Consider the following 21,637-nt stretch of genomic DNA (forward strand, 5'->3'; position numbering starts at 1 on the left):
TACTTATAAGGCTACACGTAGGGTTAAACGAAAATTTCTTCCAGGCATAGGGAAATTGGTCACTACTTCATAATATTGATCGGCTAGGTTATTCGCCTCAGCTCTAATCTGAATAGTCTTATTTCTCCACTGCAACTGTTTTTGTACGCTTAAATCATGCGTATACCACGGTTGTAACTCATTGCGTTTGGTATTGTTTTTATTGCCATTGTAGCGCTTTCCAACATAAATGAAACTATAATCCAGCTGCCAATCGTGATAATCTAAACCGAAGATAGCGGATCCAGAATGCCAAGGGGTATAGGGAATTTGATCTCCATAAAAAGAAGGTTTTCCTGAAGGCGTCAAGCTTAAATCTTGAGCAATGGTATATTCATACGTTGCTCCAATTTGAGCCGTCATCCCCTGCATCAGTTCCCAATGTGTTTTGATTTGGCTTTCTATTCCATAATGCTCCACTTTTCCTAGATTGGACATCATCCAACGCATCATACTCGAAGTAGGCGAAGCAATTATCTTGTCTTCTACTTGAGCGTAGTATGCATCTACCGTCAAATGAACTTCTTTCAGCAACTTGCTTTTAATTGCTACTTGATGGGCAAATCCTACATTAAACTGACGAGAAAGTTCTGGTTTTAAATGAGATGTTCCGATTTGAGTATAATACAAATCATTAAATGTAGGCAGGCGATACATCTGTTTGTAAAACGCATGTACCGTAAAATTTGATGTATCCCAAGGTTTATAACGCAGAAAAACAGAGGGTGTAAACAAGGAGCGATTCGGCGCTTGGTAGTTATACCGCACCTTTTCTTTAGTAAAAGTCCCTAAAAGGTTTGCTTGTGCTTTCAATCGACCTACATCTACACTTGTTGAAAGCACCGTATAAAAGGTATAACGCTCTGGATAGGTAAACAGGGCTTCTTGCCCTAAACGCGTTGCATTTAATTTATTATACTGCACATCTGTAGCTAGCGAAACATTCCAAAATGGGGCTAGTGTAAATAAATGAGAGGCCGATAGGTACCATTCTTGTTGGTGATAAGTATTATCAAATTGAGGATTATAGGTTACCTCTTCGCCTTGAAAGTCGACTGTTTTTCTCGATTGATAATGCAGTTGATCATAGGCAAACTTCCCTTTTATCATCCATTGATACAAAGGAGATACCACGCGTTTCCACTCCCCTTGCAACATGACATTTTTATCGTTTTGTTTTTCATTGTTTTGTTCTGTAGCCAGAGTTGCATCGCTTTTTTTAATAATTGCTTCTGGCAATCCTCGGTGGGATTGATAATAGTATAGATTAACCTGCCAAGTATTGACTTCATCTTGACCAAACCAATTATTTTCTAAACGAAAGGATTCAATACCGCTATTTTTTCGATACGCGGTGGTATCATAGGCTACTGTCCCATCCAGATTAAAGCGTTTTTGCCTGAATTTATAATTGCCATTGGAATATAAATAAGCTGCACTAATACTCGTACTAACATGATCGCTGACTTTAATAGCTACACGAGCCGAAGGATTGGTCCATTGAATGGATCCTAACTTATATTGAAACTGCGTGTGTATTTTCTCTTGCGCGGTAAAAGTGGGGCGCTTGGTTTGAATATAGATGGCTGATGCAGCTGCATATTCTTTAGCAGCTTGCAAGGGAGCACTTCGCTGTCCGTTATACAATTGAATCGCTTCAATATCATCTAAAGAGAACTTCCCTAAATCAACAACTCCATTTTGGGCATTGCCCAATTGGGTACCATTGTAAAAAACACCTACTTGATGGGTTCCCATATGGCGTACATCAACTGTTTTCATCCCTCCCATACCTCCGTAGTCTTTCATCTTCACTCCAGCGAAATAACGCAGGGCATCTGCTACATCTGTACCATTTAAACGGCGTAATTGCTCTCCTTCTAATGTTTGGGGTAAAATAATATCTTTTGTTCGTTCTTTGACTACTAAGATTTCCTTTAATGCTGTAAGAGAATCTTGGGTTTGTTGTGCATATCCACTAGGTGCTCCGAAAAACCACAGACTTCCTACTAAGAAAAATAAATACTGTACTCGCATAAGCATGAATCATTTCGCATACAAACGCATCGTACGGGTCCCCTTATCAGATGAATAACGGGTACGTAGTATTGCGTTTACTATTTTGGCATCGAAAACATTAAACAAAACCTAAAATGGCAGGTATTCTGACTTACTCTTAACAAGGTCCTTCCCATTTTACAACAGTGGACAACCAAGCTTGTTAAACCATTGAGCTTACAGCAGCGGGCCTGTTGGAGATTTTCACTCCATTCCCTTTTCATTATCTTTTCAGATAAACCATTTTATTGATGCGCAAATATAGTGAAAAAGTGATGGGAAAAGAGTGGATAGTTTATGGTGGACGGTTTACGGTAAGTCTAAAAAGAAAGACTCTCCTCTCCATTTTCCAATCCGGTATAAAAACAAAAAAGCTCTCCGTGAATTTCAGGAAAGCTTTTCATTGGTCTAACTACTAAACCTAGTGCTTGCGCACTTAACAACACAACTAAATTTTACAATCTAATAATCCAGTGATTATTAGAGGGCAAAAAAAGCCTCCCACGAAATGAGAGGCTTCTTTTTTACTGGCGGTCTGGACGGGACTCGAACCCGCGACCCCATGCGTGACAGGCATGTATTCTAACCAACTGAACTACCAAACCAGTATTAACCATAAAATCATTACAGCGACAAAGATAGACTTTTTTTAAAAACTACAAAGAAAATTATTCTTTTCTTCGTCTTTTTCGCTGACTCAAAATTGCTCTTGAGTTTTGCGGTCTGGACGGGACTCGAACCCGCGACCCCATGCGTGACAGGCATGTATTCTAACCAACTGAACTACCAAACCTTGTCTTTATTGCTGTAATGCGGTGCAAATATACGACCATTTTCTACACTTCCAAATCCTACGGCAAAAAAAATCAAACTTTTTTTCACCAAAACCAGAAGCCACTTGAGTTTCAGCACTATAAAACCATAAAAAAAATGAACTTTTTTTTCATCATTTTTGAATCTTTCCCCATTTGAAGGAAATAATTCCTCCTTCTTTCTACTTCAAAACGGCGACAACTCCATTTTTCCCACTCTTTTTTTGTTCCTTCTCTATTCTTTTTTGTTCTTTTTCTTCAATCCTCCCTCTTATTATTCTTCTTTTCGATGTAGAAATTTATCTTTTCAGGTGCTGTAAAAACAAAATAGAGCAAAAAAAAACAGCAGTGAATCAAATTTCACTGCTGTTTTTTTATCTTTTTAATCGTAAAAGGCTTCTTATAAAGCTTCATTGATTAAGTCTTCGTATGCTTTTTTAGGAGCTACTCCTACTTGACGTCCTACAACTTCTCCATTTTTGAATACTAATACTGTAGGAATGTTGCGGATTCCATATTTTGAAGCGAATTCTTGGTTGTTATCTACATCCACTTTTCCAATTACTGCTTTTCCTTCGAAATCTGCACTTAATTCAGATACAACTGGAGCTAACATTTTACATGGTCCACACCATACTGCCCAAAAATCTACTAAAACTGGTTTGTCTGATTTTAATACTACTTCTTCAAATGTAGCGTCTGTTATTTCTAATGCCATGGTAATACTTTTTTACGTTATAAGACAAAACTACTAAAATAATTATACTTACCTCATCCTTTTTAATCAATTTTATCTATTTCGAGATATACAAAGCTAATTCACAAGATACACTATATGATGATATCCGTTTTTCCATTTTATTTATCCCATCCAACTACAGCAAAATAATACCGATATTTGTATCTCTTTATGGAATTGTTATGCAAAAGGAATTACAACAGCTTGAAGACTTTTTTCTACAACATGCAGAAATGAATTTCATTCCGCAAGCAATAGATCCCGAATGTGAAGAATACAACGGTTATACCTGTCTATTGGATACCTTTACTATTAAGTTTAGAAAAGCCAAAATAACACCTAAAAAAATCGGTCAATTTGTAACGGTATGGAAACGGAATACTGAGGGCATCACAACCCCCTTTTCCCTTTTAGATCCTTTTGATTTTTACCTTATACTGACGGAAGCATCAAATCAAGTCGGCTGTTTTATTTTCCCCAAGTCTATTTTGGGAGAGAAAGGTATTCTAACTACCCCTAAACAGGAAGGGAAGCGCGGTTTTCGCGTGTATCCTACTTGGGATGCTCCAACGAGCAAACAAGCGCAAAAAACGCAGCAATGGCAAGAAAACTATTTTATTTTGCTCTCTGCTCAAGAGGGTCAACCATCCACGAGTCGTAACACAGTAGAGCTTCATCAAATATTAAAACAACATATCGATACAGTGAAATAAAAAAACGCCTTACTTCCGTTGAAGTAAGGCGTTTTACTATAACTAAATTGGTAGATTTAATTCAATTTAAACATGATCTGTTGGCGTTCTAATTCTTCTAACAGATCCGCGCTAATTGTAATACGGCTATTTCGACTTGACATCTCAATGCGATTTACAATTCTAAATTCTTCTCTTTTATCTTCTAATTCAAAAGAAGCTCCTTCTCCATCTTCCATATCATCCAGCATTTCTCCATCTTCATTCAGTGCCATATTGATAACCGGCATTGGTTTATTCTCTTCTTCCAATTCTACTTTCTCCACTTCAAAAATATCAAAGAAAACCTGTTTATCTCCCATATATTTATCTAGCGTAGCCTTGATTTCATTGAGTTTATTTTCGCTCAGCTCCTTAATGTTCATTTGCACGACTAATTGTTTTGCAAAAGCAGGAATCACCTCATGTAATAATTTCATCTCCATAAACTGTAAACGAGGTTCTCCACGTTCACCCGTATCCTTGCGAATCCATCCTTCATTTACTTGCACGCGAACAAATACAAAAGTATTCGTCAATAAGAAATGTCTAAATTTCAAGAAATCCTCATTAAACAAACGGAATTCAAAAGACTCGTCATATCCTTCAATAGTAAAGGCCGCCCAATCTTTTCCTTTTGCTGACGTTCGAAACTGAACATCGCTAATCATTCCGCCAAAACTAACAACACGTCCTGTAAAGTTTTCCAAACGAACCAATTCTTCTACTCGAACATTACAGAAATTTTTCAATTCAAAACGGAAATCATCCAAAGGATGTCCAGAAATATAAATTCCAACGACTTCTTTTTCTTTCGCTAGTTTTTCCATGGTGCTCCACTCTTCACAAGCAGGCAACATCGGCTCTGGAATCTGTACTTCACTACTATCTCCAAATAAACTCACCTGTGCCGAGTTCTCACTTTCTTGTGTTTTTGCTCCATACTTAATGGCTTTTTCCAAGAAGGTATTTGGATCTGATGGATCTGTATAGAAATATTGCGCACGATGTGTATTCTCAAAACAGTCAAAACCACCAGCTAATGCTAAGTTTTCGAATGCCTTTTTATTTGCTGCTCTCAAATCAATTTTCTTCGCTAAATCGAAAATCGAACGATAACGAGCATTGCTTCGATTATCGACAATCGTTTTCACGGCTCCTTGTCCAACTCCTTTAACTGCTCCCATTCCAAATCGAATCGCATATTCATCGTTTACCGTGAATTTATAAAACGACTCATTTACATCTGGTCCTAATACGTGAAGCCCCATGCGTTTACATTCCTCCATAAAGAACGTTACTTGCTTGATGTCATTCATATTATTCGATAGTACAGCAGCCATGTATTCTGCAGGATAATGAGCTTTCAAATAAGCCGTTTGATACGCAATCCAAGCATAACAAGTCGAGTGCGATTTATTGAAGGCGTACGAAGCAAATGCTTCCCAGTCTTTCCAAATCTTTTCTAGCACTACAGGGTCATGTCCTTTTTTTGCCGCTTGCTCCACAAATTGAGGCTTCATTTTATCCAGTACATCTTTCTGTTTTTTACCCATAGCCTTACGCAAAACGTCAGCCTCACCTTTCGTAAAGTCAGCTAATTTTTGCGACAAAAGCATTACCTGCTCTTGGTATACGGTAATTCCATAGGTCTCTTGTAAGTATTCTTCACAAGCATCTAAATCGTATACAATGGGTTCTTCCCCATTTTTACGGCGAATAAACGAAGGAATATACTCCAAAGGCCCTGGTCGATATAGGGCATTCATGGCGATTAAATCCGCAAATACCGTCGGTTTTAATTCGCGCATGTATTTCTGCATTCCCGCGGACTCGTACTGGAATACCCCAATCGTTTCTCCACGCTGGAACAATTCATACGTCTTTTCATCATCAATCGGAATCAAATCGGGATCAATTTCAATTCCCGTTCTATACTTCACTAACTTGATGGTATCTTTAATAAGGGTTAAGGTTTTCAACCCCAAGAAGTCCATTTTCAACAACCCTGCACTCTCTGCCACGGAGTTATCAAATTGCGTCACATATAAGTCCGAATCTTTCGCTACGGTTACAGGCACGAACTTGGTAATATCATCTGGTGTAATAATTACCCCACAGGCATGAATACCAGTGTTTCGCATGGACCCTTCTAATATCTTCGCTTGCTGAATCGTTTCTGCAGCCAAAGAATCTTCTTTCGCCAATGCGATCAGCTCTTTTACTTTATCAAACTCCTCACTTCTCAACACGCCTTTAATCGCATCTTCTCCTTCCGATAAGAAACGAGCTAAATTCCATTTGGAAGGCATCATACCTGGAATCAACTTCGCAATACGATCGGCCTCAAACAAAGGCAAATCCAATACCCGAGCTGTATCTCGGATTGCAGACTTGGTTGCCATCTTACCATAGGTAATAATTTGCGCTACTTGATTGGAACCATATTTATCAATTACATAATCCATTACCTTGCTACGACCTTCATCATCAAAGTCAATATCAATATCGGGCATGGATACACGATCTGGGTTTAAGAAACGCTCAAAAAGCAAGTCGTACTCAATCGGATCTAAGTTGGTAATCCCTAAGCAATAAGCTACAGCAGAACCAGCAGCAGATCCACGACCAGGTCCAACGGAAACGCCCATTTGACGAGCTGCAGCAATGAAATCCTGTACAATTAAGAAGTACCCTGGATATCCCGTACGCTCAATGGTCGCCAATTCAAAGTCTAAACGCTCGCGTATTTCCTCTGTTACTTCAGGATAACGGCGTTTAGCTCCTTCATAGGTTAAATATTTTAAGTAGTTGTTTTCCCCTCTTTTTCCAGATCCATCTCCTTCTAAATCTCGAGCATCTTGAAACTCTTCAGGAATATCAAATTTAGGAAGTAATACATCGCGGTGTAAAACAAAAGGTTCAACTTTATCTACAATTTCTTGTATGTTGTAAATTGCTTCAGGTACATCCTCAAACAATTTTTTCATTTCGTCTTCTGACTTGAAATAGTACTCTTGATTGGGTAATCCATAACGATACCCACGTCCTCTTCCAATTGGTGTACTTTGTTTTTCACCATCTTTCACACACAATAAAATATCATGTGCATTGGCATCTTTTTTATCTAAATAATAGGCGTTATTCGTCGCTACCATTTTGATATTGTGCTTGCGAGCTAGTTCAATTAACACTTGGTTCACGCGATTTTCATCTTCTTGACCGTGACGCATTAATTCAACATAGAGATCCTCGCCAAATTGTTCTTTCCACCACACTAACGCTTCTTCAGCTTGACGCTCTCCAACGTTTAATATCTTTCCAGGTATTTCTCCAAATAAGTTCCCCGTCAATACGATGACGTCTTCTTTGTATTGCTCTACAACCTGCTTGTCAATACGCGGCACGTAGTAGAATCCATCGGTATACGCAATAGAGGCCATTTTAGCCAAATTATGGTATCCCTTTTTATTTTTAGCCAAGAGTACTACTTGGTACCCGTTGTCTTTTTTCGTTCGATCGAGGTGATTTTCATTGATGAAGAATTCACATCCCACAATAGGAGTAAGCAAAGGCAAAGCCTCTTCCCCATTTTCCAATCGCGCTTTATTCTGGGCTTCAATTCCTTTGTTGTGGTTATTGACCGCCATAACAAAGTGAAACGCTCCCATCATATTTCCGTGATCTGTCATTGCGATGGCAGACAAATTCATTTCTCCTGCTTTTTTAACTAGATTGGGAATCCCAATTGTCGATTGCAATACGGAGAACTGCGTATGCACGTGTAAATGTGCAAATCGAGCGTTTTGAAACTGTTGGCGTTCTTCTGTAGAAATTGCTTCTGTAGCACTTCCTTGTAATTTCGCCAAACGCGCTCTGATTTCATCAGATGCTTTCTTTAAGTTGATGTGTTTTAATCCTACTGGTTGAAAAGGCTGTGGATTGAAAGCGGTATAACGTTGAATATACGTTTCATCACATTGCAATTCATCCTTAGAAAACGTTTCGCGTTTAATCAATTCAAGAAAACAACGCGTTGTTGCTTCCACGTCGGCTGTTGCATTATGCGCTTCTGCGAAAGCTTCTCCAAATAGATAAGTGTGCAATTCCGTTAGGGTAGGCAATTTATATCGTCCTCCACGTCCACCAGGTAGTTTCAACATTTCTGCCGTAACCTCTGTACACGTATCTAATACCGCCATGGTTGTCAATTGGCTATCCACCCCCATACGGTAAAATTCACAGCCCATAATATTCACGTCAAAACCAATGTTTTGACCCACAATAAAACGAGCTTTTGAAAGCGCAATATTGAATTTGGCTAATGCTTCTTCTAAGTCAATCCCTTGTTCTTCTGCTAATTCTGTAGAAATTCCGTGAATACGCTCTGAATCATAAGGAATATTAAACCCTTTCGGCTTGATTAGGTAATCTTGATGTTCAACAAGTCGCCCCATATCGTCATGTAACTGCCACGCGATCTGTACACATCGCGGCCAATTATCCGTATCCGTTAAGGGAGCCGACCAACTCTTCGGAAGCCCAGTAGTTTCCGTATCAAAAATTAAATACATACTTGATTTATAGAATATTAACCCAAAAACAGGGAGATTTGTAACAATTTCAAAGGTACAAAAAAAGCTGCTTAGTTAATAAGCAGCTTTTCTCAATATCGATATTTTCACAAATCTTTATTCTCCTTTTCCTAGTGGAATTCTAAAGAATACTCCACCGTCGAATGTTTTTCTATCCACATAACGCTTGATCACTTTGTTTTTATCATCCAACTCGTTATCTGGTAAGATACTCGCATTCATGTTAATTACAAATGTTCCAGAAATAGTTCCTGGCACTTGTTTATCAGCAGGATCTAAGATAATATATCCTGGGCGATTCACTGGTTTATTTGTAATAACGCTCAATGCATCCGTAGAATACATTGAAGCTGTATTTTTATAATCATCATACACGATATAATCGGCTTTGATATTATCTGTTGCGTTAAATTCATATTTTGCCCCAAATTCATAATCTGGTAAATAGATTCTCAAAGTAGTTGAATCCGTTTTAGCTTCTATGTTCAACGTTTTCTCATTCACTACAAATGCTTTAAACGTTTGTGGTTTGTATTCCGTATAATGACTATAGGGATTACCATTTATTCTCGTTGAATCTGTGATTGCATCAAGAGTCATTGATGCATACATTCCTGGATCTGAAAATTTAACATCACTTTCACATGCCATGAACCCCAAAACTAACGCGAACATTCCTATTATCTTTCTCATATTATACTAATCTATTAGTGATATATATACATCGCAAAAATATATTTTTTATTGTTCATAAAAAAATTTTTTTAATAAAACTTTAACTTTGAAAAAGAACTTATTTTTCCGTTTCCTTAAAATAAAATTTCAATGCTGCTTCATGTGCCACTGAGAATTAATTTCTATTGAGAAAAATACAATTTTTATATATTATAACTGCTTTTCTCTTTAGATTTTTTTAATTGGATACTTTTTCTTTCCCTTTCTACTTATTCCTACCCTAACTTCAACTAATCTCCCAAAAACAAATAATTCTTCTATTTTATTCTTAGAAACAAACGCTGTAAATAAAGATAATTAAAGTTCACATTTGCCAATATACTTTGTTTTAACTTTATTTGCTTTTTTTTAACAAAAATAATTATGAAGAAACCTTTACTTCTCCTTTGCCTTATTGCAAGCATGTTAACGATAAACAGTTGTAATTCAACTGATGATAATGATGGCCCACCAACAACAAAAGAAGCCTTGGAAAAAAAATTACAAGGTCGATGGGAACGCTACAAAATTGTAAATATATTCACCAAGCAAGAACTAAGTGTTGAGGAATACGATTTTAATTCACTTTTTTTTCTTGATTTTGGTACCCTAAATACCATTTTTTTTAAATGGGACACGGGTATATATAACGAAGAATATCCCATTGACTCAGGTCGTTACACAATCTGGACTCCTGGTTCATTTTATATCAATCCAAACGATTCAAAAGAAGAAGAAGAAATTCAATATCTAATTATGGAAATAACGAACAATAAACTTGTTCTTTATAGAAATGGAAATAAAACAGGCGCTGCAGAACACTTTAAACGTGTCAAATAATTTCTTTTTTCTTGTATTGCGTCGTTGATTCACATCAAAAAGACCGCATCATTTTGGGTTATCAGCGGTAATTCGCTTAGAATCAAGGAGATTAAAAGACATATTTTTATACGTAAATACCGTGTTGCATTAAAAAAGTTAGTATCTTTGCGCAAATTTTTAACCGAGGTCGGGTACCTCAAACAAAACAAATTATTATGTCTGTAAAAATTAGATTACAAAGACACGGTAAAAAAGGAAAACCTTTTTACTGGGTAGTAGCTGCTGATTCACGCGCTAAAAGAGATGGTAAATACTTAGAGAAAATCGGTACTTACAATCCTAACACTAACCCTGCAACTGTTGAAATCAATGTTGATTCAGCTGTTAAATGGTTATTCAACGGTGCACAACCAACGGATACTGCTAGAACATTACTTTCTTACAAAGGTGCTTTATTGAAACACCACTTACAAGGTGGAGTGAACAAAGGTGCTTTAACTCAAGAGCAAGCAGATGCTAAATTCACTGCTTGGTTAGAAGAGAAAGCAAACAAAATCAACGCTAAAAAAGATGGTTTAACATCTTCTAAAGCGAATGAGAAAGCTCAAAAGCTTGCTGCTGAAAAAGAAGCAAACGCTAAACGTGCTGCTGCTCAAGTTGCTAAAGTTGCTGCTGAATCTGCACCTGCAGAAACAGAAGAAGTAGCTGAAGAAAACAACGAAGAAACTCAAGCATAATTTCTGAGCGATATGCGTAAACAAGATTGTTTCTATTTAGGCAAAGTCGCAAAAAAATTTAGCTTCAAAGGGGAAGTTTTGGTCTATTTAGATACAGATGAACCTGAGTTATACGAAAATTTGGAATCAGTGTTCGTTGACTTTAACGGACAACTGGTTCCTTTTTTTATTGAAGCCGCTTTTTTGCACAAAAATGATTTCTTAAGAGTCAAATTCGAAGACTGCCAATCCGAAGAGGATGCAGACCGTATTATTGGTTCGGAATTATATTTGCCCTTAAATTTATTACCTCCATTGGAAGGAAATAAATTCTATTATCACGAAGTGGAAGGTTTTGAAGTAATTGATACGACCCTAGGTTCTGTAGGAACTTTGATCCGTATTAATGATAGCAACTACCAAGTCCTATTCGAAATTGATCACAACGGAACTCAAATCTTAGTTCCAATGATTGACCAATTCATCGAACAAGTTGATCGCGAAAACAAAAAATTAATCCTTCATATTCCTGCTGGTTTAGTAGATTTATATTTAGATAATTAATTTTTACCGTTGATAATTTAAAAAAACGCCAAGAGGAAACCTCTTGGCGTTTTTTTTGAGGCGATGAGATTGGTGAGGTGATGAGAAAGTAGGGCGATGAGATCACCTCACCCTCTATCTCATAGGCTTATATTTGTTTTCGCATTCGATGAATATATCTCACCTATTTTATATTGGTTTTGGTGTTCGATGAATCTACACTTCGTTCCGATTTCACCACCTCACCACCTCACCAAAAAAACAATTCCGTGATTTCACAAAAAAATCTATACTTTTAATAGAAAAAAGATGAAGATCAGTGCTATAAGTAAAACAACCATCAATCTAGGCGAAGACATTCGAGCCAAAGATATTAGGAAAGGGATTTTTGAGCTCATTCAGCGAGATTACCCTGCTATTACCAAGGAGGATTTTATCACGTTAAGTGAACTCAACCGATACAGACGCTTGTATCTAACCGAATTAATGATGCAGGAAAAAGGCGAATTGGCTCTGTTGGATCGGGATGTCATGAATGCGATACAGAATAATGCAATCTTATCTGAGAATATCCAGGATGATATCGAAACGAAGTTAACAATGGGGCAAAAGATTGCAGATAAAGTAGCTGCTTTTGGGGGGAGTTGGACTTTTATCATTACGTTCTTTACCTTCCTCATTATTTGGATGGCTATCAATATCTGGGTGTTTACCGCCAAGCCGTTTGATCCTTATCCTTTTATTTTACTCAATCTGATTCTGTCATGCTTAGCTGCTATTCAAGCGCCTATTATCATGATGAGCCAGAATAGACAGGAACAAAAAGACCGCCAACGAGGGGAACACGATTATAAAATTAACCTCAAAGCGGAATTGGAAATTAAATTACTCAGTGAAAAAATAGATCATTTATTAGTCCACCAAAATAAAAAATTACTAGACATTCAAGAAGTTCAAGTAGATTACTTAGAAGATTTAATGAAGGAAATTAAAAAGAGAGAGGGGTTGTGAGGGTGAGAGGGTGAGATTGATGAGAGGGTGAGATTGATGAGAGGGTGAGATTGGTGAGAGGGTGAGATTGGTGAGAGGGTGAGATTGGTGAGAGGGTGAGATTGGTGAGAGGGTGAGATTGGTGAGATCCTCTTCCCTATGTCAGGAATCGCATCGATTCCTCAACGTTCATCACACTACACGATGTACTACTATTTACTTTACAGAAAAGCTCCTTAAAAAAAATGAACAAACTAGAAACTTTAGGAACACGTATCTGCATTATTGGCAATAGTGCTGCTGGAAAATCGACTTTAGCGCAACACCTAGCGAATAACCTCAACTTGACCGTTTGTCATTTGGATCAAATTGCGCATGTTCCTAACACCAACTGGGAACCGCGAGATCGCAAGCTCCTGCGTATGGATCATCAGGTATTTTTAGCTCAACATCAGCGATGGGTCATGGAAGGAAATTACAGCTTTTTAATGCCTGAACGCTTTCAGCAAGCAACAACTATCATTTGGTTGGATTTCTCGCGTTGGGGATCAGCGTATCGCTTTATCAAACGAAGCATTCAAAACAACGAGAACCGAGCTGGTAACCTTGAAGGAGCGCGCCAACAATTCAACTTTAAAATGCTCAAACATATTTTATTTACCGTTCCCAAGAACAAAGTCAAATACCAGCAATTAATCGAAGCAAGTGGTGTTCCTTGTATTCGAATTCAATCGTTTAAAGCTTTGCTGGAGTTTTATAAAAAAATGGAGCTATATACGAAGTAATTCCAAAACCCTACTCTTCCCCCTACCTACTATTGAAGAGAAGAAAAATATATCCTTTTCTCTTATTTTACTCTTATTTTCGTGTGTCTTCCTTCGACAATCCTTGGACAATGCTAGGAGTTTCCTTGGAAAAAAGGCCTTTTTGTCGAAGGAAACTCCAACCAAACTCCAACCAAACTCCAAGAAAACTCCAAGAAAACTCCAAGAAAACTCCAAGAAAACTCCAAGAAAAACAGAAGAAACCTAGTGTCAATCATGGATTGAAACAAGTAATCTTTCGTGCATTCAAATTACATCTTTTCGCGATTTGAAGCAATATAATAAAACTTGGGAATCATAATTTTACGTTCTATCTCCTACTTTCAAAAAATATCAAAATGCAAACAAAAAAACACATTATATTTATAGCCAATAATCAACCTAACTAATCTATGTTATTTCCTAAAGCTAAAAAAATAGCAAAACAGCAGGACTGGTTTGCAACAAACCAGCTTGTGTTTGGTTTATATAAAAAATACCTCTTTCAAATTGGCGACGCTAGTTTATTAACAACACCATCTTCTAAGTTCGTTATTTCTGATATAACTTTAATTTCAGAGGAACAACGTGACATGGTTGAACAAACACTAACAGCAAATAAAAAGGCTTTGAAATTTTCAACTTATGCCTTTCAAAATAACACAATTGTATTCACTTTCAACGAACATCTAGCTTTAACTAAAATAACAACAATCTACGCCCTCCTCGATTTCTTAACCGATTTATATGCGCGTATTGGTTTGCCTATTTCCAATTATTGTCAAAACTGTAAAGAAACCAGTCCTATTAACTTCTACAATTTAAATGAAAAGGGCATTCAGCTCTGTTCTCTTTGTACGAGTGATTTTAAAAAGCGATTCTATCGTCATGAAAGTGATGAAAGAAAAATGAATTCAACGTATAGCAAAGGAGTTATTGGAGCATTACTATTTTCTATTCCAGGAATTATAATGTGGATTATTGTTGCTTATTACTTTAATACGATCTATTCCGCTTTAGCTTTAGTACTAGCTGTATTAGGCTATTTAGGCTATATTAAATTCAACGGAAAAAAAGGTTCAAAAACATTACTTATCCTATCTATAACGAATTTTGCAACGGTTATCCTTGCAAATCTCATTGTCTTTTTAATGGAACTAAATTCCGCAGGTTACTCCTTAAGTGAATCATTTCATGCCTTATTATCAAAAGAACTCTTCGTAGAATATACGCGTTTGCCTTTATTTCTATCCACCATCTTTTGTATTGTAGCCACATTGTTTTTGGTAGGTTTAGTAAAAAAAGGTCCAAGTATCACGCCAGCCGTTAAAATTAAAGGCTAATTTCACACTATTGGCGAAATGCTACTGTAAGATGCAGTAGCATTTGCATACTTCCTAATCCGTTTCCTCCAACATAAATAAATCTTCCACGGTTACCTCGAAATAGCGCGCCAATTTTAATGCTAACACGGTTGACGGCACATATTTATTTTTCTCCATTGCATTAATGGTTTGTCTAGTTACTGAAATAATAGTAGCTAACTCTTCTTGTGTTACATTTTTTATTGCGCGATGTACCTTGAGTGTATTCTTCATGATTTATTTTTTATGGAGCAGTAATAAATAGTGAAAACGGAAAATAAACAAAATCAACATGGTAAACATATTGTAAATCATAACATAAAAAAATTCCATCCCATAGATAAATACAAAGGTAAAAAACAATAAAATGTAATTAATAAGAAAGGCCCATTGAAAAGATTGTAAACGCAATTTGGCTATAAATTCATCTTCGATTCTTTCCTTTGAAAACACAACGAGTAATCCACCTATTAAAAATAAACTTCCGACTAAGGTTGAAGTAATATTTGCCCTAATAACAGTAAAAAAAGCGGCATCATCTGTCAAAAAATAACTTCCTGCAACAGTAAATACAGAGGTTTCCAGAAAAGACAATTCATCTTGACCTGTTAATGTCAGAAAGAGCCATAATAGCGTACTACAAGTCAAAATAACCCAGCCTACTTTTTTGTAGCTATGGGGTAATAAAAATTTTGTTTCCATCGTTTTTTGATTATAAGGTTCAATCAAATGTAATAAAAACTTTTCATTATGTATAAAATACTTTACATTTTGACTAGTATTTTTTACATTACAAAAATAGACCAACTAACTATAAGGAAGTTAAATATCTTCAAAAAGCAGGCGCTTAAAGGAAGATCAACACTAGAACACCTGCATTTTTTGTACTTTTACCGTTCAAAATTATACATATCCCTATGTTTCAATTCAAACAATTCACGATAGAACAAGATAAATGTGCCATGAAAGTAGGTACAGATGGTGTGCTTTTAGGTGCTTGGACTCCCGTTGACCATTATCCTACAAAGATCTTGGACATTGGTACAGGTACAGGATTAATCGCCTTAATGCTTGCACAACGCACCGATGCAGAACAAATTGATGCGGTTGAAATTGATGCGGATGCCCATGAACAAGCCATTGAAAATTTTGAAAATAGTCCTTGGGGTGATCGTTTATTCTGTTACCATGCGGGTTTAGAAGATTTTGCCAATGGCATGGATGAGGAATATGATTTAATTGTTTCCAATCCTCCTTTTTATAGTGAAGATTACCGTACCCAAGACGAGAAAAGAGACCAAGCGCGTTTTCAAGACTCACTTCCCTTTGATTTACTCATGGAGGCTGTCGAATACTTTTTATCCGAAAAGGGAGTATTTAGTATCATCGTTCCTGCTAAAGAAGAAGAACGCATCATGTACCTCGCTGCCGAGTTTGACATCTACCCGCTACAGGTTACACGTGTAAAAGGAACGCCTACAAGTGAGATTAAACGCAGTTTACTTGCCTTTTCTAGAACACGCATAGAGAAAATTCCTCTAAATGAGCTAGTAATTGAAGAAAAAAGACACTGTTACACCCCTGAGTTCACTACCCTAGTACAGAATTTTTATCTAAAATTATAGCATTTCAAGTTTTTATAACTGCTATTCAAAATATTTTACAGAAATTTGCTCTACAATCAATCCAAAAAAAGGAAGCTGAAAAAATAATCTTTTTTACATTGATTCAGTAAAAAAACCAAACCATGATTTTAAAAGTTAACCAAATGATGATGCCTATGAATATGAACATGATGATGTTCATATCCCGTCATGGCCGAAAGTCAGCAAGTTAATCTCTTTTGTAATAGGATAAATTAGTTGAAGTCTCATCGGTCTGCCGGTGGGGCTTTTTTTTTATTTCATTTTTTCCATTCTTTAATACTAATCTTATGAGCAATTTTCATTTTTCAACCCAAGCTTTACACGCTGGACATCAAGTAAATCAAACCGCAGGATCGAGAGCCGTTCCAATTTATCAAACTTCTTCGTATGTATTTGACAATGCAGATCATGCAGCAGGAGCTTTTAATCTATCCATTCCTGCGTTTATCTATACCCGATTAAACAATCCAACCAATGATATCTTAGAGCAGCGCTTAGCTGCACTTGAGGGTGGAATCGGCGCAGTTGTAACCGCTTCAGGTGCTTCGGCAATTAGCACAACCCTATTAACCTTATTAAAAGCAGGAGACCACCTTGTTGCATCGAATAGCTTATACGGAGGGACGTATAATTTACTCAATGTTACATTACCTCGATTGGGCATTCACACGACGTTTGTCGATCCAACTGACTTGGCTAATTTCAGTCAGAATATCCAACAAAACACCAAAGCTATTTTTGTTGAGAGTCTCGGTAATCCCAAGTTAGATGTAATTGATCTAAAAGGTGTTGCTCAAATTGCTCAAGCCCATCATATTCCTTTTATTGTGGACAATACTGTCCCTTCTCCTGCTTTACTCAGACCCATTGAACACGGAGCAAATATTGTAATTCACTCCCTAACTAAATATATTTCAGGCAATGGTACGGCCTTAGGTGGTGCTATCATTGATGCCGGTACTTTCGATTGGAGCAATGGGAAATTTCCGGAATTCACTGAGCCCGCAGCAGGTTACCATGGATTAGTTTACCATGAAGCACTTGGAAAAGCAGCTTTTATTGGCAAGATACGCTTAGAGGGTTTACGCGATTTAGGAGCAGCTTTGAGTCCCTTTAATGCTTTTCAAATTATCCAAGGCTTAGAAACCTTAGCTATACGCTTAAAAAAACACAGCGAAAATGCATTAGTCTTAGCGGAATGGCTAAGTAAACAAGATGCAGTAGCTTGGGTAAATTACCCTGGGTTATCCTCAAGCCCATATCACAAACTCGCTCAAATTTATTTACCTGAAGGGCAAAGTGGGGTTATCACATTTGGGTTGAAAAAAGGATTTGAAGCCGCTAAAACAGTTGCCAATGACACGCAGCTTTTTTCTTTAGTGGCGAATATAGGAGATACAAAATCACTTATCATTCACCCTGCTTCTACAACACATCAACAACTAACTGTACAGGAGCAAAAGGCAACGGGAGTAACGCCTGATTTAGTTCGCCTTTCTGTCGGCATTGAATCTGTAGAAGATTTACAGCAAGACTTGGCACGTGTTTTCAAAAACTTAGTATAATTATTGTTTCGCCTTTACAGTTTCATTTCATCATGCATCACTTACACACCATCCAACTTACAGCTTATCGCTTACCCGATCAAACTGCGCAAACCTTGTATTTGAACTATGAGATTTTTGGTCAACCCTTGCATCAAGCTCCCGTTATTTTGGTTAATCACGCATTAACGGGAAATAGTACTGTCACGGGAGAGCAAGGATGGTGGAATCAAGTGATTGGTTATGATCAAGTGATTGATTTAAATCGATATACTGTTTTGGCCTTTAATATTCCAGGCAATGGTTATGGGAACAAACCGGAGCAATTACTCCTCAATTATACTGCATTTACCACGGCTGTGATTGCGAATGTATTTTGGAAGGGATTGGATTTCCTTCAAGTTCCCCAACTCTATGCGATCATTGGTGGGAGTTTAGGTGGCAGTATTGCTTGGGAAATGGCTTTACAACGACCAGAAGCGATTCACCACTTGGTTCCCATTGCGACCAATGTACAAGCCTCAGATTGGTTGATTGGTCAAGTTGTTGTACAAGAAGCCATTCTCAATCACTCCAAACATCCGTTAGAAGACGCGCGCAAGCACGCCATGCTGCTCTATCGAACGCCAGAATCCATCAATCAGAAATTTACTCGAGAGCAGCAAAGCATGGATCAAATTCACCCCGTTGAACAATGGCTGACCTATCACGGTCATGCCTTGCAAAAGCGCTTTCAATTGGCAGCTTATCAACTGATGAATCACTTGCTCCAAACTATCGGTAAAACGTTAACAGAAGAACAAGTCAAGCAATTCGCCCTAACCACCACCACCCAGATTACCATGATAACGGTGGACAGTGATGGGATGTTTACACAAAAAGAACAAAGAGAAACCTATTGTAAATTATACGCTTATGGCGCTGATATCCAATACAAAGAGATACAATCCATACACGGTCACGATGCTTTTCTCATAGAATACCAACAGTTACAAACCTTATTACAACCTCTTTTTTAAATCTATACAATCATGAAAATTCTAAAGTTTGGAGGAAAATCACTTGCATCAGGACAAGCTTTCGACCAAGTCATTCAAATTATAAAAGATAAAACGGAACAAGACACCATTGCTGTCGTCGTTTCTGCTATTGGCGATACCACAGATGTTTTAGAAGCCATCTTAGATTTAGCTAAAAATCAAGCTGATTACCACACCCCTTTCCTAGCTTTTCAAGGGAAGTCCTATCATCAAACTATTGATTTAAAAGAGGAGTTTACGCTGTTGCAAAAATTATATGAAGGTGTTTCTTTACTTGAAGATTACAGCCTAAAAATCAAAGATTTGATCTTGGCTCAAGGGGAAGTTATCTCAAGTAAGGTACTAACCCATCACTTACTTCAACATGGCATTCAGGCTGTGGCTGTTGATAGCCGTCATTTCTTTGTGACAGACTCAACTTTTGGTCAGGCTCAAGTGCAAGAAGCCTTATCGAAAGCAAAGACTTCCATCTACTTCAAAGGGCTCCCTCCTCAAACACTTGCTGTGGTGACTGGTTTTATTGGAGCCACAGAAAAGGGAGAAACGACAACCTTGGGCCGCAATGGCAGCAATTATTCTGCTGCCCTTCTCGCTAATTTTCTTCAAGCAGACGAATTGCAAAACTATACCCATGTTGATGGTATCTATACTGCAAATCCGGATTGGGTTAAAAATGCACAAAAGATTGATGAGTTACATTTTGACGATGCCAATGAATTAGCACACTTTGGCGCTTCCATCCTCCATGCCAAGACGATTCTTCCGTTGGTAGAAAGCAATATTCCACTGCGTATTTTAAATACCTTAAACCCAAAAAATACAGGAACCCTTATTTCTTCACGTCCCACTGCCGCAGGAATCAAATCGATTTCCGTTCAATCTGATATTGCGTTGATTCAGCTAGAAGGACGTGGTTTATTGGGAATTGTTGGTATTGATGCGCGTATTTTTACTGCCTTGGCTCAAGCGGGTATCAGTGTGGGTATAATTTCGCAAGGATCCTCAGAACGCGGACTGGGTTTTACAGTAGAACAAAAAAAGGCTAGCCGTGCTGTCGAGGTACTACAGAAAGAATTTCAAGCGGAATTTCAAACCAAAGATGTTGACACCATTCACCTCTTACCTGACGTGGCTATTCTGTCTATCATTGGACAAGATCTCACTACGTTTGACAAGCCCTATACAGCGTTGGTCAAAAATAAAATTACGCCCCTACTCTTTCACAATACGGTGACTGGTAAAAATATTAGTTTAGTTGTTCGTCAAGAAGATGCAAAGAAAGCTTTGCATGTTATTCACGGTCAGATTTTTGGTATAAACAAGAAAATCAATTTGGCTATTTTCGGCCATGGACTTGTGGGAGGTACATTGATTGATCAAGTCTTAGCCTCTGCCACAGCTATTGCCGCTAAGAAAAATATAGCCCTCCATATTTTTGCGATTGGAAACTCCAAAAAGGTATGGTTCACTGAAACGGGAATTACTGCCAATTGGCGTCAAGAATTAGCACAAGAAGGGGTTCCTTATACAATCGAAGAAGTGATTTCCTTTGCCAAAGACCATCACTTAGAAAACCTCATCGCTATAGACAATACAGCTTCCCAGACGTTTATCGAACACTATATCCCCTTGGTTCAACATGGTTTTGATTTAATTTCATCCAACAAAATTGCCAATACCGTTTCCTATGACTTCTACAAGACCTTGCGAAAGGAACTAAAGGCCAATCACAAAGAGTATTTATACGAAACCAATGTTGGAGCGGGACTGCCGTTAATTGACACCATTAAACTCCTACATCTATCTGGAGAAAATATCACCAAAATCAAAGGGATATTTTCAGGCAGTCTGAGCTATATCTTCAATCAATATTCCGTTCAGGACAAACCTTTCAGTACGGTTTTACAAGAGGCGATTGCCAAAGGCTACACAGAACCCGATCCACGAGAAGACTTATCAGGTAATGATGTTGGGCGCAAATTATTAATCTTAGCACGAGAACTAGATTTACAAAATGAATTAGAAGAAATTCAAATTGAGAATCTCATTCCATTGGAATTACAATCCATAGATACGCCAACTTTTCTTGCTCAATTGGAACAATTAAATTCTCCTTTTGAAAAAATAAAACAGGCATTACAACCTGATACGGTATTGCGCTATGTGGGTGAATTATCTGGTGATTTACAACAAGACAAAGGTATTTTAGAAACCAAACTAATCGCAGTTCCCCTTCATTCTGCGTTGGGGCAATTACAAGGATCGGACAGTTTATTTGAAATCTATACCGAAAGTTATGGAGAAAACCCCATCATTATTCAAGGTGCAGGTGCAGGTGCATCTGTCACAGCAAGAGGGGTATTTGGTGATATTCTCCGCTTAGCAGATAAGTAAAAACGAAATCTATTTATTCTTATTTTATAGTTAACCATGGAAAGTATTTGATTCATTCCACTTTCCTGGTGGTTGTTTATTCTAAAT

17 protein-coding genes, 2 tRNA genes and 1 riboswitch are annotated in these 21,637 nt (G+C 37.5%); of the genes, 11 read left to right on the forward strand and 8 right to left on the reverse strand.

Going from position 1 to position 21,637, the window contains the following annotated elements; genetic code table 11:
• Positions 1–3 precede the first annotated feature (3 nt).
• The 4 genes from ACUTSE_RS04065 to trxA all read right to left on the reverse strand — a co-directional run bounded on the left by ACUTSE_RS04065 (position 4) and on the right by trxA (position 3,627).
• The gene (locus tag ACUTSE_RS04065) at positions 4–2,076 is read right to left on the reverse strand and encodes a TonB-dependent receptor (RefSeq protein ID WP_445639344.1); all 2,073 of its coding nucleotides are present in this window, start codon (positions 2,074–2,076) and stop codon (positions 4–6) included.
• A gap of 101 nt (positions 2,077–2,177) precedes the next feature.
• Positions 2,178–2,357, reverse strand: a riboswitch (cobalamin riboswitch).
• A gap of 268 nt (positions 2,358–2,625) precedes the next feature.
• A tRNA-Asp gene (locus tag ACUTSE_RS04070) sits at positions 2,626–2,702 on the reverse strand.
• A gap of 114 nt (positions 2,703–2,816) precedes the next feature.
• Positions 2,817–2,890: transfer RNA gene (locus ACUTSE_RS04075), tRNA-Asp, on the reverse strand.
• Between the two features lie 419 nt (positions 2,891–3,309).
• Entirely contained in the window at positions 3,310–3,627 is a 318-nt protein-coding gene (trxA, locus tag ACUTSE_RS04080; protein WP_002989433.1) for a thioredoxin, read from the reverse strand.
• A gap of 203 nt (positions 3,628–3,830) precedes the next feature.
• Between trxA and ACUTSE_RS04085 the strand changes: the two genes are divergently transcribed.
• Positions 3,831–4,361 (forward strand): MepB family protein, encoded by a 531-nt coding sequence (locus tag ACUTSE_RS04085; protein ID WP_445639345.1) that lies wholly within the window; start codon positions 3,831–3,833, stop codon positions 4,359–4,361.
• Positions 4,362–4,417: 56 nt separating this feature from the next.
• On the opposite strand, the gene dnaE is transcribed toward ACUTSE_RS04085, so the two are convergent.
• Both dnaE and ACUTSE_RS04095 read right to left on the reverse strand, forming a co-directional pair.
• Positions 4,418–8,953 (reverse strand): DNA polymerase III subunit alpha, encoded by a 4,536-nt coding sequence (dnaE, locus tag ACUTSE_RS04090; protein WP_445639346.1) that lies wholly within the window; start codon positions 8,951–8,953, stop codon positions 4,418–4,420.
• 117 nt (positions 8,954–9,070) lie between these two features.
• Positions 9,071–9,667 carry a DUF6252 family protein gene (locus ACUTSE_RS04095; RefSeq protein ID WP_115092307.1) on the reverse strand — a complete coding sequence of 199 codons (597 nt, stop codon included), beginning with the start codon at positions 9,665–9,667 and terminating at the stop codon, positions 9,071–9,073.
• A 405-nt stretch (positions 9,668–10,072) separates the two neighbouring features.
• Between ACUTSE_RS04095 and ACUTSE_RS04100 the strand changes: the two genes are divergently transcribed.
• The 6 genes from ACUTSE_RS04100 (at position 10,073) to ACUTSE_RS04125 (ending at position 14,905) form a co-directional block, all read left to right on the forward strand.
• Positions 10,073–10,528: a hypothetical protein gene (locus tag ACUTSE_RS04100; RefSeq protein WP_445639347.1), complete on the forward strand. Its 456-nt coding sequence runs from the start codon at positions 10,073–10,075 to the stop codon at positions 10,526–10,528.
• Between the two features lie 197 nt (positions 10,529–10,725).
• Positions 10,726–11,247, forward strand: coding sequence for a 30S ribosomal protein S16 (locus ACUTSE_RS04105; RefSeq protein ID WP_002989422.1), 522 nt, complete (start codon positions 10,726–10,728; stop codon positions 11,245–11,247).
• A gap of 12 nt (positions 11,248–11,259) precedes the next feature.
• Positions 11,260–11,790, forward strand: a complete 531-nt coding sequence (rimM, locus tag ACUTSE_RS04110; RefSeq protein WP_002989420.1) for a ribosome maturation factor RimM — start codon at positions 11,260–11,262, stop codon at positions 11,788–11,790.
• A gap of 288 nt (positions 11,791–12,078) precedes the next feature.
• Entirely contained in the window at positions 12,079–12,780 is a 702-nt protein-coding gene (locus ACUTSE_RS04115) for a DUF1003 domain-containing protein (RefSeq protein ID WP_445639348.1), read from the forward strand.
• A 224-nt stretch (positions 12,781–13,004) separates the two neighbouring features.
• Positions 13,005–13,544, forward strand: coding sequence for an adenylate kinase (locus tag ACUTSE_RS04120; protein WP_445639349.1), 540 nt, complete (start codon positions 13,005–13,007; stop codon positions 13,542–13,544).
• Between the two features lie 431 nt (positions 13,545–13,975).
• The gene (locus tag ACUTSE_RS04125) at positions 13,976–14,905 is read left to right on the forward strand and encodes a hypothetical protein (protein WP_445639350.1); all 930 of its coding nucleotides are present in this window, start codon (positions 13,976–13,978) and stop codon (positions 14,903–14,905) included.
• Positions 14,906–14,959: 54 nt separating this feature from the next.
• Here ACUTSE_RS04125 and ACUTSE_RS04130 read toward each other — a convergent pair whose 3' ends face one another.
• Together ACUTSE_RS04130 and ACUTSE_RS04135 are read right to left on the reverse strand one after the other, a co-directional pair.
• The gene (locus tag ACUTSE_RS04130; protein ID WP_445639351.1) at positions 14,960–15,160 is read right to left on the reverse strand and encodes a helix-turn-helix transcriptional regulator; all 201 of its coding nucleotides are present in this window, start codon (positions 15,158–15,160) and stop codon (positions 14,960–14,962) included.
• Positions 15,161–15,163: 3 nt separating this feature from the next.
• Positions 15,164–15,628, reverse strand: a complete 465-nt coding sequence (locus tag ACUTSE_RS04135; RefSeq protein WP_445639352.1) for a hypothetical protein — start codon at positions 15,626–15,628, stop codon at positions 15,164–15,166.
• Between the two features lie 215 nt (positions 15,629–15,843).
• On the opposite strand from ACUTSE_RS04135, the gene ACUTSE_RS04140 reads away from it, so the two are divergent.
• From ACUTSE_RS04140 to thrA, 4 genes are all read left to right on the forward strand, one after another.
• Entirely contained in the window at positions 15,844–16,551 is a 708-nt protein-coding gene (locus ACUTSE_RS04140; protein ID WP_002989411.1) for a tRNA1(Val) (adenine(37)-N6)-methyltransferase, read from the forward strand.
• A 308-nt stretch (positions 16,552–16,859) separates the two neighbouring features.
• Positions 16,860–18,137, forward strand: a complete 1,278-nt coding sequence (locus ACUTSE_RS04145; protein WP_445639353.1) for an O-acetylhomoserine aminocarboxypropyltransferase/cysteine synthase family protein — start codon at positions 16,860–16,862, stop codon at positions 18,135–18,137.
• A 32-nt stretch (positions 18,138–18,169) separates the two neighbouring features.
• Positions 18,170–19,135, forward strand: coding sequence for an alpha/beta fold hydrolase (locus tag ACUTSE_RS04150; protein WP_445639354.1), 966 nt, complete (start codon positions 18,170–18,172; stop codon positions 19,133–19,135).
• A 12-nt stretch (positions 19,136–19,147) separates the two neighbouring features.
• Positions 19,148–21,550 carry a bifunctional aspartate kinase/homoserine dehydrogenase I gene (gene thrA, locus ACUTSE_RS04155; protein ID WP_445639355.1) on the forward strand — a complete coding sequence of 801 codons (2,403 nt, stop codon included), beginning with the start codon at positions 19,148–19,150 and terminating at the stop codon, positions 21,548–21,550.
• The last annotated feature ends 87 nt before the right edge of the window (positions 21,551–21,637 follow it).

The sequence above is a fragment of the Myroides sp. TSA_177.3 genome (genome assembly GCF_052691955.1).